Annotated in this window: 21 protein-coding genes; all 21 read right to left on the bottom strand. The window is 69.0% G+C overall.

The features are described 5' to 3' along the window. Positions 1-32: 32 nt before the first annotated feature. Positions 33-476, bottom strand: a complete 444-nt coding sequence (locus IRT45_RS35180; RefSeq protein ID WP_194810076.1) for a hypothetical protein — start codon at positions 474-476, stop codon at positions 33-35. Continuing rightward, the gene (locus IRT45_RS35185) at positions 469-726 is read right to left on the bottom strand and encodes a hypothetical protein (protein ID WP_194810077.1); all 258 of its coding nucleotides are present in this window, start codon (positions 724-726) and stop codon (positions 469-471) included. The genes IRT45_RS35180 and IRT45_RS35185 overlap by 8 nt, the downstream gene beginning before the upstream one ends. Beyond that, a complete protein-coding gene (locus IRT45_RS35190) occupies positions 723-1,244 on the bottom strand; it encodes a DNA N-6-adenine-methyltransferase (RefSeq protein WP_194810078.1) in 522 nt (173 codons plus the stop codon). Before IRT45_RS35190 ends, IRT45_RS35185 begins: the two co-directional genes overlap by 4 nt. Positions 1,245-1,430: 186 nt before the next feature. Then, positions 1,431-1,625, bottom strand: coding sequence for a hypothetical protein (locus tag IRT45_RS35195; RefSeq protein WP_194810079.1), 195 nt, complete (start codon positions 1,623-1,625; stop codon positions 1,431-1,433). Continuing rightward, complete coding sequence (locus IRT45_RS35200; protein ID WP_194810080.1) at positions 1,618-1,881, bottom strand: hypothetical protein; 264 nt, start codon at positions 1,879-1,881, stop codon at positions 1,618-1,620. The genes IRT45_RS35195 and IRT45_RS35200 overlap by 8 nt, the downstream gene beginning before the upstream one ends. After that, a complete protein-coding gene (locus IRT45_RS35205) occupies positions 1,878-2,141 on the bottom strand; it encodes a hypothetical protein (RefSeq protein ID WP_194810081.1) in 264 nt (87 codons plus the stop codon). The genes IRT45_RS35200 and IRT45_RS35205 overlap by 4 nt, the downstream gene beginning before the upstream one ends. Next, positions 2,138-2,407, bottom strand: coding sequence for a hypothetical protein (locus IRT45_RS35210; RefSeq protein ID WP_194810082.1), 270 nt, complete (start codon positions 2,405-2,407; stop codon positions 2,138-2,140). Before IRT45_RS35210 ends, IRT45_RS35205 begins: the two co-directional genes overlap by 4 nt. A 49-nt stretch (positions 2,408-2,456) precedes the next feature. Beyond that, on the bottom strand, positions 2,457-3,023 hold the full coding sequence (locus IRT45_RS35215) for a hypothetical protein (RefSeq protein WP_194810083.1): 567 nt from the start codon (positions 3,021-3,023) through the stop codon (positions 2,457-2,459). Beyond that, positions 3,016-3,417 carry a hypothetical protein gene (locus IRT45_RS35220; protein WP_194810084.1) on the bottom strand — a complete coding sequence of 134 codons (402 nt, stop codon included), beginning with the start codon at positions 3,415-3,417 and terminating at the stop codon, positions 3,016-3,018. The genes IRT45_RS35215 and IRT45_RS35220 overlap by 8 nt, the downstream gene beginning before the upstream one ends. Further along, the gene (locus IRT45_RS35225) at positions 3,410-3,643 is read right to left on the bottom strand and encodes a hypothetical protein (RefSeq protein WP_194810085.1); all 234 of its coding nucleotides are present in this window, start codon (positions 3,641-3,643) and stop codon (positions 3,410-3,412) included. Before IRT45_RS35225 ends, IRT45_RS35220 begins: the two co-directional genes overlap by 8 nt. Next, positions 3,636-4,064 carry a hypothetical protein gene (locus tag IRT45_RS35230; protein ID WP_194810086.1) on the bottom strand — a complete coding sequence of 143 codons (429 nt, stop codon included), beginning with the start codon at positions 4,062-4,064 and terminating at the stop codon, positions 3,636-3,638. The genes IRT45_RS35225 and IRT45_RS35230 overlap by 8 nt, the downstream gene beginning before the upstream one ends. Beyond that, a complete protein-coding gene (locus IRT45_RS35235) occupies positions 4,057-4,923 on the bottom strand; it encodes a hypothetical protein (protein ID WP_194810087.1) in 867 nt (288 codons plus the stop codon). Before IRT45_RS35235 ends, IRT45_RS35230 begins: the two co-directional genes overlap by 8 nt. Next, on the bottom strand, positions 4,916-6,289 hold the full coding sequence (locus IRT45_RS35240; protein ID WP_194810088.1) for a hypothetical protein: 1,374 nt from the start codon (positions 6,287-6,289) through the stop codon (positions 4,916-4,918). The genes IRT45_RS35235 and IRT45_RS35240 overlap by 8 nt, the downstream gene beginning before the upstream one ends. After that, a complete protein-coding gene (locus IRT45_RS35245) occupies positions 6,279-7,343 on the bottom strand; it encodes a DUF5131 family protein (protein WP_194810089.1) in 1,065 nt (354 codons plus the stop codon). The genes IRT45_RS35240 and IRT45_RS35245 overlap by 11 nt, the downstream gene beginning before the upstream one ends. Then, positions 7,343-8,083, bottom strand: coding sequence for a PE-PPE domain-containing protein (locus tag IRT45_RS35250; RefSeq protein WP_194810090.1), 741 nt, complete (start codon positions 8,081-8,083; stop codon positions 7,343-7,345). Before IRT45_RS35250 ends, IRT45_RS35245 begins: the two co-directional genes overlap by 1 nt. Further along, positions 8,080-8,604 (bottom strand): hypothetical protein, encoded by a 525-nt coding sequence (locus IRT45_RS35255; RefSeq protein WP_194810091.1) that lies wholly within the window; start codon positions 8,602-8,604, stop codon positions 8,080-8,082. The genes IRT45_RS35250 and IRT45_RS35255 overlap by 4 nt, the downstream gene beginning before the upstream one ends. A 4-nt stretch (positions 8,605-8,608) precedes the next feature. Continuing rightward, entirely contained in the window at positions 8,609-8,863 is a 255-nt protein-coding gene (locus tag IRT45_RS35260) for a hypothetical protein (RefSeq protein ID WP_194810092.1), read from the bottom strand. Continuing rightward, the gene (locus IRT45_RS35265) at positions 8,863-9,417 is read right to left on the bottom strand and encodes a WhiB family transcriptional regulator (protein WP_194810093.1); all 555 of its coding nucleotides are present in this window, start codon (positions 9,415-9,417) and stop codon (positions 8,863-8,865) included. The genes IRT45_RS35260 and IRT45_RS35265 overlap by 1 nt, the downstream gene beginning before the upstream one ends. Next, positions 9,417-10,169 carry a hypothetical protein gene (locus IRT45_RS35270; protein WP_194810094.1) on the bottom strand — a complete coding sequence of 251 codons (753 nt, stop codon included), beginning with the start codon at positions 10,167-10,169 and terminating at the stop codon, positions 9,417-9,419. Before IRT45_RS35270 ends, IRT45_RS35265 begins: the two co-directional genes overlap by 1 nt. Next, entirely contained in the window at positions 10,169-10,342 is a 174-nt protein-coding gene (locus IRT45_RS35275) for a hypothetical protein (protein WP_194810095.1), read from the bottom strand. Before IRT45_RS35275 ends, IRT45_RS35270 begins: the two co-directional genes overlap by 1 nt. Then, on the bottom strand, positions 10,339-10,543 hold a 205-nt coding region (locus tag IRT45_RS35280; protein ID WP_194810096.1), incomplete at its 5' end, for a hypothetical protein. The genes IRT45_RS35275 and IRT45_RS35280, both read right to left, overlap by 4 nt.

Below are 10,543 nucleotides of genomic sequence, written 5' to 3' on the forward strand. Positions count from 1 at the left end.
GTGCTGCAGCTGTGGGCGATTGCGGTCATGGGTTATGCCTCCCAGGTGATTTCGAGCCAGAGCGCGCCGGGTTTGCCGCGCTCTGCGGGGTGGATGATCGTTTCGGGGGTGGACACGTGGCGGGTGTTGTCGTCGACGACGAACCCATAGCCGGGGTGCACGTTGAATCCCTTTTTGGTCTTGACGACCTTCTGCGGGGTGAGCCCGTCGACGATCGCTTTGACGGTCGGGGCGAGGTTGATCGAATCGCGCGCCCGGTTGTCGCGCGGCCGGTAGTGCAGCGTGATCGTGGCCCGCTCGACGCCCTTCGGCAGTTTCGCCTTGCGCGCGAGACCGATCATGATGAGCCGGATTTCGGTGATCTTGCCGGCCTTCGCGAACACCGCGCCCCGGGTCGCGCCGGAGTCGTTCATCGACAGCGGCGGCGAGGACCAGGGCAGCTTGATCGTGGCCGTGTGGGTCTCGGTCTCAGGCATGCTCGTTCTCGATCCACATGCCGTGCCGCGTGTCGAGCGTGCGGTCGAAAACGCAGCCGGTGACCCGGATCCTGGCGCCCTTGTCGAACCGGATCCGAAGCGGTTCCCCGTCGAGCAGCAGCACGGGCGGCCAGATCGGCTCGCCGCCGCTGTCGTAGAGCACGATGCGGACGCCGCGGCGGCGGTGCCGGCCGCGGTCTTTCATGCGCGGGAAGTAGGCCGGCCATCGTGGCCGTTGTCCGCTGCTCATCGGTTGACCCACCATCCTCGGTTGAGCGTGCCCGGCAGGCGGCAGGCCAGCAGCCGGGCGTAGTCCTCGCTGCCGTACGCGACGAGCGCGGATGGTGCGCCAGCGTTGCCGCGGGCTGCCATGCCGTCGGGTAGGCAGAAGTGCAGGCGGCCGTGTAGGAACAGCACGGCGTCGGCGCGATGCCATACGTGGTCGATGAACCATCGGGTTTCGGTGCGCGCGAACACGAGTGCCGTGCCGTGGCCATGCTCGGCGAGCTTGCCGAGCCATCGGGCGATGTCGCTGTATGGCGGATTGAGCCACACGCGGCCGCGCCAATCGGCGGTGAGCCCGTCCAGCGGCGGGCAGACATGGCGCTTCGCGGTCGGCCACGGTCGCGGTTCGGGTGCCGCGCACGGGTCGAGGTCGAATGCGCCGAGCGCCTCGACGATTCCGGGCGGGGTGAGCCACACATTCGATCCGGAGCGTTGCGATTCGTGGCCGCCAGCTGCCCGGTACGTGTTGGGTACCTGCGTCATTGGGGTCACCTCCACATCGGCTGTTGGTCGTCGAGGGGCGGTTCGCCGCCCCCCGGGCACCGCGTCATGCGAACGTCGGTGCCCTGCTGCGCGTTTGGCGGGTAGTGCGGCGCCATCGTGCGTGTTTTCGTCAACGCGAACGTGCCGCTGCAGCGCGGGCACTGGCCGGTCTCGGTTTCGGTTTGCTCACTCATCGCCGTCGGCTTTCTCGATCGCGGCGCGGGCGCGGTCGCTGAGGTTGGTGGGTTCGTCAGTGGCGCTCGGGATCGGGTCAGGGCGGCAGACCGGGCAGCGCCGCGGAGTATCCGAATCGGGCGGGGTCGCCCAGCCGCCCCAGCATTTGTGGTCGTCGAGCGGCTCGTCGCCGTAGCGGTCAGGCATGGCCGGCTTCCCGCGCGAGCGCGACGTTCCAGCACGGCCCGCACAGCAGGACACCGTCGCGTTCGCGCCACACTTCCTTGCCACAGAGGTCGCACACGCCGCCGGGCAGTTCTTCGGCGGTGTCCTCGGGTGGTTGGTTCCAGCACTCCTGGTGCCATTCCTCGCCGTCGCCGGCACGGTAGTAGTCATCGACGATCGGCATCTCGCAGCACGGGCAGATCGGATCGCCGACGTCGTTCACTGGCTGCTGTGTCATCGCGCTGCCCCTTCGGCCATCACGGGCGGCAGCACTCCGCGGTACGGTTCGGCACCGGCCCAGCCGGGTTTCGGCCGGGCGCCCTGCTCGAGGCAGGTCGGGCAGAGGTCGCCGAACAGCTTCGCGATGAACCACCCGCGCTCTTGAAACATGTCGAGCGGCGGCTGTTGCGGGAACGGCTCACTATGGGTGCTGCAGCCGCTCCGGTCGCAGACCATCACCCAGTTGCGGTCGTTGTCGGAAACCCATCGGCGCGTCATCGGCCGGCCTCCTCGGATTCGTGGAGCACGATCGCGGGCAGATAGGGCTGATGTTGGTGGTGGCCCATGCGGCTGCGTAGCGCGCTCGTCGCACGCACCCACCCCACGAGGGGATCGGAATGCACGCGGGTGCAGCCGGCGCCGAAGAAGTCGAGCACGATCGAACCGACCGGCAGCGCATCCCGCTCGGCCTCGGTCTCGATGACGCGTGCCGGTGGGCGCACACCTGCGCCGAGCAGGTGGTCGGCGCTTTCGGTGGCGGACATGCCATCCTCTCGGCAGTCCAGTATCAGCTTCACGAGGGTGTCGCGGGGTTCAGGCATCGACGCTCACCGCCTCGGCCTGCTCGCTGGTGAGCAGATCGATTGCGGCCCGGTAGTTGCGGCACAGGTACACGGCCCGGTTCGACGTCTCGCCCAGGTGGGCGACGATCTTCTCCCGGAGCTGCTCGACAGTGGCATCGGCGTCGGCGATGTACGTGCCGTCGCGGCGCCGGATCGCGCCGTTCTCATCGCGCACCGCGGTCACATGCAGCGCTTGGTCGAGCTGCTCGGGCGTCGGCGGCACGGCATTGGTCGGGGCATCGCCCGGCAGGTAGATGTCGACCATGCCGTCGTCGAGCTCGTCCTCGTCACCGCCGTCATCGTCCGGGTCCAGCCAATCGACCCATCCGACATCGGTGGAGGCGACGCCGTCGGCATCGACCGTGGCGGTGATGACGAACTCGCTGCCGACGTAGGTGGCGTGCGAGTAGCCCTCGGGGCTGCGCTGGAGAGCGAAGTCGTCCGGGGTGACCTCGCGGGCAGCGAAACCGGACGAGACGGCGTACTCGATCGCGGCGGCGATCACGTCGGCCAGGGCGGGGCGTTCGGTGCTACTCATTGGGCAGCTCCTGCAGGCCGTAGACCTTGAACTCCATGCGCGGGTCATACGGTCCGCACTTGTCGGCGAAGGCCTGCGCTTCGCCGCGGGTGGCGTACGCGCGAGCGCGGTCGCCGAACGGGTCGACCTGCACCGCTTCGAACTGCAGCAGGGTCGCGCCGCCGTGCTGCTGCCCGACCACGTAGCCGGCCGGAACAGGCTGCGCCGCTTCCAGTTCGGCGATGCGGGCGCGCTGCTCGGCCACGAGCCGGGGCAAGTCGGCGAACAGCGTGTCAGCTGGCTCGCCGAGTGCGGTCGTGATTTCGACGAGCAGGCTGGCGAACCGCTGGGTGGTTGCGTGGTAGTCGGAGAGCGGTTCGGGTGTCTGGTCAGGCATGGTTTCGGTGTCAGGCACGGTCGGCCCCCTCGATCAGGTCGGCGATGGCGCGCAGTGCTGACGGGGTCAATCCCCATGCGGCGAACGGGGCGGGCTGGAATCCTCCGGTGACGATGCGGCCCGCTTCGAGGTTGCGCATATCGGCGCGGGCGCCGGGATTGTCGAGCACCACGAGGGTTTCGCCGCCCTCCTCGGTGGCGGTGATCGTGGTTCCGGTGTCGGTGGTGATGGTGCGGTCAGGCATCGACGTCTCCTTGCGGCTCGCTGGAGGCACGGCGGGCGCCTTCGAATTCGAAGACGGTGCCGGCGCGGAAGGTGATGGTGACCGTGGCGGTGCGGTCGTCGGCGAACTTGATGCGGGGGCCGGAGCTGCCGATGTGGTACGGGAGTTCGGGGCCGTCGGCGAATCTCACGGTCTGGTTGGTGCGGTCGATGTGGATCGCGGCGAAGTCCGGGCCGGACGGTTCGGGCGCGGTGTCGCCGCGGTCGAGTTTCGCGAGACGGTCGAGCACCATGCTGGTGCCGCGCATCGGCGCGACGATGCGGTCGCCGATCTGCTGCGCGACCACGGTCAGGCTCGCTGACTGGTCGACGATGGTGTCGACGCGCAGCCAGCGATCACGCTGGTCGCGGAAGATGTCGCCGGGCTTGATCGGGTCACTCACTGTCGGCCGCCTTCGCGTCGCTGGCCGTGGCGGTGGTGTCGTCGCGGTCGACGATGGCGAGGATCTCGCGGCCGGCATCACGCCGGTAGGCGGCCTGCGCGTTGATGGTGAACGAGCCGATCGCCTGCTCGGCCCACTCGGTCGCGAGAGAGCGCAGATCGGCGAGCTTGCCCGCACGGTCGCCCGACCGGTCGAGCTCGGCCCGCAGCCGCGGCACGATCGCCGTGGCGTCACGGTTGGCGATGCCGAGCAGTTCGCACACCTCGCCGGTCAGATCGGCGAAGTGAGCGACCATGTCGGCGGCCTGGTCGCGGTCGGCGGTCAGTTCGGTGATGCGATGGTGTGCGCTGCCCAGATCGAGCTCGAGGGCGGCGATCATGCCGTGCAAATCGTGGGCGTGTGCCCTGGTCGCGCGGACCCGGTCGTGCGCTTCGCGGCGCTGGGCGCGCAGCACGTCGACGAGTTGCCGGTCGCCGTCGGCTTCGCGAACAGCCTGGTCGCGTTCGGCTTCGGCGTCGTCGAGCCGGTCGAGCACGGCGGCCAGGTTGTTCGTCGCTACCGCGGCGAGTTCGGCGACGGTGCCGGTGCTGGGGACGTCGACGCCGACGACGGTCTCGACATGTCCGCAGCCGCAGGTGCATTCGGCGGTGAGTCCGTGCGCGTGGACGGTGAGCCGGTCGTGGGGCGTCCACTCGGCCGCGTCCAGCGCATCGCGGCAGGCGGCGACCGGGTCGGTGGCGGGTTCGGCCGGCGGTTGCTGCGGTTCGGGGTCGAGGAGTTCGGTCACGGCCGCGAGGGCGGTGCCGACGAGCACCATCGCTCGCAGCATGGCGTCGGGGTTCTGGGCTGTGTCACGCATCGGCGTGGGTCCTTTCGAGGTCTGATCTTGGATCGGCCGTTTGGGGGGCTGTGCGGGCTGTGGGCTCGCGATCGGGGGTGTCCGCGGGAGCGGGCAAGGGCGAGCCGTTGGCGGGTGCTGTGGGCTTGCGGTGGTCGCACTCGGTGCCGTCGGCGCGGTGGCCGGTTTCGTCGCACATGCGGCAGATCGCGATTCGGGCCTTGCGGGCGCCGTCGCGGTCGATCTCGGCAGCCTTCGGGTCGTGGTCGCACGAGCGATTGCGGGTGCGGTCCCAGCCGGTCTCGTCGCACATGCCGCAGTTGGCGATCGCCCGGGCGCGTTCGTCGGCGGCCTTGCGAGCCTCTGCGGATTCACGCACCGCGGCTCGGTGTCGGCGGTCGCGGTGCCACTGGTCGTTTTCCGTGCGCTTGGTGGCGCAGTCACGGCAGGCGTTGAGCGTGCCCTCGGGGTGGCGGGAGCAGACGCGGGGCGGTTCGGTCTCGGCCAGGCGCAGCGTGACCCACCGTTCGTAGACCTGCCCGGTGCGTTCGCAGTCGACGCAGTCGGTCACGTATCCGCTGTCGTGGCCGGGGTGATATCGCGGTGGGGGGTCGATGCTTTCGGGCGCGGTCGCCTGGTGACGTTCCCCTGTTACGTAACCCCCAATGGAGCTGGAGTAAGGAGCTGGAGCAGGAGCTGGTAGGGAGCCGACCCCCTGCGGGATCCCCTGTTCGACGGGTTCGGTTTCGGCCTGGTCGACGGGCTCGCCGATCCCCTGATCGAGTGGGTAATCGACGGGCTGATCGACCCCTGACGGAACCCCCTGCGGAACCCCTTCCGTTAGGGGGTAACCGACCCCCTGCGGGAAGGGTTCGGCAACACTGTTTCCGACCCCTTCCGGAGAGGGACAACCGAGAGGGTAGGTCGCGGGATCGATCGCCTTGCGGTCGAGCAGACTCGACACCTTCGCCCACCCTTTGAGGTCCGGGTCCGACTCCTGCAGCCGCCTCAGCTCGTGCACGATCACGCCCCGCAATTCCGGCGACGCAGCATCCGCGAACGCCAGCGCCATCGACACCGCCATGTTCGGGTTCTTCATGAGCCCGTCGTGCCGGATGAAGGTGCGCAGCAGCGCTTCTTCCGATTCCTCGTCGACGAGGATGTACAGCCCGCGAATCAGCGAGCCCGCCGCGGAGCGCACCTCGTCGGCGTTCCAGCCGGCGGCGTTCTTCGCGATCCGGCCGGGCCGCCAGTCGACGATGCCGGCATAGCTGAGGCTCGGCGAGGTGAGCAGCACGAAATACAGGTGCTGCGACTCTTTCGGCAGCGCCCGGAAATCGTCGTCTTCCCAGATCGACAGCCAGATACGAGCGTGATCACGCGCCACCGTTCACCTCATCAATCTCGAATAGGGGGCCGTGGTGCTGTGCCTCGACAGCGGCACGCTCAGCGGCCTCAGCGTCGAATTTCGGCGGGTACTCGTCCCAGGTGCGGCCGTCCAGTTCGCGACCGGCGGCCTTCTTGCCGACTCGGCGCATCGGGTGGTCGAGTATCGGGTCGGAAGTCGCATAGTCCGGCGCCCACTCCCCCCACTGTTTGAACAGGTACGGAACACCCGCCCCGATGCACTGGTCGCGAAGTTCCTGCGCCCAATGCAGTTCCATCGGACGGGCTTTCGGGCCGGATTCGCCGCCGACGATCACCCAGTCGAGCGCCGCGCGCGGCGACCAGTCAGCACAGGCGCCACCGCATGCGCACTCGAACCGGTCGCCGTCGTCAGGTCGACGGCAGTGGCATCCGTCCGGGCACCGATGCGGGTACAGGTGTTTGTCGAGGTCGACTGGTTCGAGCAGCGGCTCGGCCGAGATGAACCGCACCGCGGCCGGGGTGGCGAGCAGTTGCGGGATACGGGTATCGGCCCACTGCTGTGTCTCGGTGCTGACGCCGAGCCAGACATTCGGCAGCGGCCACGCAACAGCATTCGGGGAGAACTTCCCGCCGCCCTTCGGAAGTCGTGACGCAGCGCCGGGGTCGATGCGCCACGCCCAGACTGTGACCAGCTCCGGGAAACTCTGCGACGACAGCAGCGACCGCATCCGGGCAGGCCGCTTGGTCAACACCTGGAACGTGTGCCGTTCGGACACGGCCATCGTTGCGAAGACCTGCGCGATGTACTCGTCGGGCACGTCGTCGTGGAACAGATCGGCCATGCTGCACACGAAGATTCGTTGCGGCTTGCGCCACTCCAGCGGCTTTCCGAGTCGCTCGGGGTGCAGCTGCACGCCGGTGGTAGCGCCGATCTGCGGGCCATTGAATCGCCTGCGAGCCATACGCATCGGCGGTTGGTGCTCGATGTAGCAGTGTTCGCAGCCCTCCGATACGCGGGTGCAGCCCGTGACGGGATTCCATGTCTCGTCGGTCCATTCGATGTGCGTGCCCATCACCGCACCGTCCGGTTGATCGTCGCTGCGAGCCGGGCGGCGATCCCGAGCTCGATGTAGGCGGCGGTGTGGCGGCCACCGCCTACCGGCGGCTGCAGGTAGTTCCACGCGTACTCGATGGCGCCGCCCCAGTCGCGCCAGTTCTCCAGCGACCACCAGCGCTGCCAGCGGCAGGCCTTCGCGCCGGCGACGAGATCCTCGCCCCACTTCACGGCGTCGGCCGGTGAGGCGATCGTGAAGTACTCCGAGACGTCGGCGACAGTGCGGAGCGGATTGCCCGCGGGCAGAGCCGATATCGGGTCACCTGGCGCGGCGGCCCAGTAGGTCGGAATGCCCTCGACGGGCCGCTCGTCGCTCACGCCATATCCGGGGGCCGGCGCGGTATCCGGCATGCCGGTCAGCCTCGGGCGGCGTGGGTCGGCGATCAGCGCGCACGCGTCGACCTCGAGTCCGGGGCGTTCGCCGCGGCCGATTTCGGCGACCACGTCGCCGGCGATCCCGGCGCCTTGGCTGTAGCCGCCGGCCACGACGCGGCCGGGGGCGTTGCGGATCGCGGAGGCGAGCGCGAATCGGCCGCGGGCGACGGACTCGGCGTACGACAGGCGGGTGCCGTAGTCAGCCGGATATGGCACAGGCTGGAATTCGAACCGTGTCGGGTCGAGGCAGTCGGCGAACACTTGCGATATGCCGTCGACCGTGTCGGCGAACCCAGTGCCGCACAGCCAGACCACGGTGATCACGAGTCGCTCCCCTGGCTGCGGCGGGTCTCCTCGACGATGGCGCGAAGTTCGTTGACCATCGCGTCGAGGTAACTGACGACGGTGTCGTGATCGTCATCTGCCCACGGGTAGAGCAGCACCAGCACATGCCCGGACACGGAAGACATGACCGACGGCGGGCCGAGGTCAGGTTGTGGGGGTGCCGGCAGCAGATGCGCGTAGGGGTTGACCGGCTGATCAGCCTCGCCAGTGTCGTCAGCCGCGGCATCGATCGCGCCGGGATCGAAGGCAGGGATGCCGCCGCGCAGACCATCGAGGAATCCGGGCAGATTCTCGCCGTATGCCTCGGTCAGCATCAGCACCAGGGTGGCGAACGTGAAAAGCGTTGGGCCCGGGTCGCATTGGTCGATGATGTTCTGCGCCCTGCGGGCATGGTGGAGACGGTCTTCGAGGTCCGTCGCGGTCGCGTTGAGGTGCAGCGCCTCGACCAGGTCGACGGCGGTATGCATGCCCATCACGGTTCGCGAATTGGGAATCGGCACTGGGTTATCCCTCTCGTTGGAATGCTTGCGCGGCCGGGGCGGTGATCCGGCCGACGATCCGCGCGAGCTCACCCGTGGTGGCGGTTGCGGGGTCGACGAAAACGGCGAGCGTCATGAGCAGTTGCGCCATGCGTTCGGGGTCGTGTCGGCAGTGGTGCGCGAGAACGCGATAGGTGTGTTGCGGTGGGCTTTCCCGCACCCGCGAGCACAGTGCGAGCGCGTCCTCGGCGAGTTTGTCGAGGTCCTTGTATCGGGCCATCACGGCGCCCCTGTCTGCTCGGGCGCGACCTCGACGGCGAGGATGCGCTGTTCGGTATCGGCGGCCACGCGGCCGCGGCCGGGCTTGAGCACGCTCTGCACGGCCGTGTAGCTCACGCCCGACGCCTGACTGATCGCGGCGAAAGTCCAGTCGGCGTCGCGCAATGCCTTGACGCGCGCGATCGTTGGGCCCGCGGCCACGAGTCCCTGGTTGCATGGGCTGCACTTGGTCGCCTCGGGCACGCGCGGCACGAACTCCCTGCCGCATTGCGAGCACACGGCCGGTTTCGGCGTAGCGCGCTTCCGCGCTGGCGCCGGGCGACCGAGGAAGGAGTGCAACTGCGCCCACTCGTCGGGGTCATCAGCGAGGTAGCCGCCGTGGATCCCGTGCCGCTCATGGCCATCGGCCGCGGCGTCGCCGCACGCACGGCGTACGGGGCAGACCACGCACAACGCTTTCGCCTCAAGAATGCGAGCCCGGTCGGACGGATCCGGATAGAACACATCCGGATCTGGGTCGGAGCCGCACAGGGCTTGTGCCTTCCAGTCGGCCATCACGCCACCCCTGCCGGTTGCAGGGCGGCGGCGATCTTGTCAGCGACGCCGGCCTGTACCCACCGCTGCCGATGTCCCGGGCGTTCGTCGAGGATGCGGCGCAGCGTGGCGCGCTGCACGCCCGTCCGCTCGGCCACCTCGACCACGGTCAGACCGGCGTCGGTCAACAGCCGAATATTCGCGCGTACCTCTGCGGCCGGACGATTTCCGCCGATGATCGGCACGGCCTCCTCGTGGGCCAGGCGCTCGTCGAGCTCGACGAGGGCGCGGTGCACGTCCTCGCTGACACGCTCGACGGTGCTGGTCGAGACCGTCACGGCGTCGAGGGAATCCGGATTCACACCGGCGATCGCGGCGACGCGAGGTGTGCCGACGCGCGTGCACAGCTGCACCTCGAGGGCTGCCGCGATGCGACGCACGAGGGCCCGCACATCATCGGCCGGCACCGTGCCGTAGCACCGGCCGCAGTGGATGCCGTCGACCGCGGTGATCGGCCGACCGCACGGGCACGTCGGTGTCCCGCGATCGGCCGGGGTCGCGCATGCCCAGCACAGCCCGTTGCCGCCCTTGCCTGCCTGGTATCCGGCGGGTGCCGGGCGCGACATCGGCAGGCGGCACTTACGGCACAGCGGTTCAGCCTCGACGAGTCCGAGCATTTCGAGCAGGTCTCGGCAGTCGCCAGCACCGGTGGCCTGCGCGGCGACGGTGCGCATAGCGCGATGGGCGATGATCTCGATGGGTTCGCCGGCCATCACGCGGCCTCATTCCAGCGAACGGGCCGATCACGGTAGACAGTCGTAGCGGTGCGGACGGTGGGCGCGGCGGCGCGGCGGCGTTCGCGGATCTTGTTCTGCGCCAGCCCGTAAGCCACTGCGGCGAGCCACGCGAGACCGGCGATCGTGTAGACGTGTCCGAAGATGATCACCGGGCGCCGCCGATCAGGTGCTGCGCGACCGCGACGTCGAGCTCGTGGCGAGGCACCGCGGCGAATCGGCTGCGGATGACGTGCCGCAGCCGGTCGGCCAGGTCGAGGTGCCCGAGGAACCGCAAGTCATCGGCAGCCTCGGCGAGCACATTGACCGCAGTGATGTCGTCGAGGTTCGGCGGCGGCAGCTTGCCGGCATCG

Origin of the sequence: Nocardia sp. BSTN01, assembly GCF_015354405.1 — a bacterium.
Taxonomy (GTDB): Bacteria; Actinomycetota; Actinomycetes; order Mycobacteriales; family Mycobacteriaceae; genus Nocardia.

What these genes read in the sequence shown, in the direction of transcription:
- IRT45_RS35215 (WP_194810083.1), bottom strand. Translation starts at nt 3,023, where the DNA reads ATGAGTAGCACCGAACGCCCCGCCCTGGCCGACGTGATCGCCGCCGCG.
- IRT45_RS35185 (WP_194810077.1), bottom strand. Translation starts at nt 726, where the DNA reads ATGAGCAGCGGACAACGGCCACGATGGCCGGCCTACTTCCCGCGCATG.
- IRT45_RS35195 (WP_194810079.1), bottom strand. Translation starts at nt 1,625, where the DNA reads ATGCCTGACCGCTACGGCGACGAGCCGCTCGACGACCACAAATGCTGG.
- IRT45_RS35265 (WP_194810093.1), bottom strand. Translation starts at nt 9,417, where the DNA reads ATGGCCGACTGGAAGGCACAAGCCCTGTGCGGCTCCGACCCAGATCCG.
- IRT45_RS35205 (WP_194810081.1), bottom strand. Translation starts at nt 2,141, where the DNA reads ATGACGCGCCGATGGGTTTCCGACAACGACCGCAACTGGGTGATGGTC.
- IRT45_RS35245 (WP_194810089.1), bottom strand. Translation starts at nt 7,343, where the DNA reads ATGGGCACGCACATCGAATGGACCGACGAGACATGGAATCCCGTCACG.
- IRT45_RS35190 (WP_194810078.1), bottom strand. Translation starts at nt 1,244, where the DNA reads ATGACGCAGGTACCCAACACGTACCGGGCAGCTGGCGGCCACGAATCG.
- IRT45_RS35260 (WP_194810092.1), bottom strand. Translation starts at nt 8,863, where the DNA reads ATGGCCCGATACAAGGACCTCGACAAACTCGCCGAGGACGCGCTCGCA.
- IRT45_RS35270 (WP_194810094.1), bottom strand. Translation starts at nt 10,169, where the DNA reads ATGGCCGGCGAACCCATCGAGATCATCGCCCATCGCGCTATGCGCACC.
- IRT45_RS35180 (WP_194810076.1), bottom strand. Translation starts at nt 476, where the DNA reads ATGCCTGAGACCGAGACCCACACGGCCACGATCAAGCTGCCCTGGTCC.
- IRT45_RS35200 (WP_194810080.1), bottom strand. Translation starts at nt 1,881, where the DNA reads ATGACACAGCAGCCAGTGAACGACGTCGGCGATCCGATCTGCCCGTGC.
- IRT45_RS35225 (WP_194810085.1), bottom strand. Translation starts at nt 3,643, where the DNA reads ATGCCTGACCGCACCATCACCACCGACACCGGAACCACGATCACCGCC.
- IRT45_RS35210 (WP_194810082.1), bottom strand. Translation starts at nt 2,407, where the DNA reads ATGTCCGCCACCGAAAGCGCCGACCACCTGCTCGGCGCAGGTGTGCGC.
- IRT45_RS35235 (WP_194810087.1), bottom strand. Translation starts at nt 4,923, where the DNA reads ATGCGTGACACAGCCCAGAACCCCGACGCCATGCTGCGAGCGATGGTG.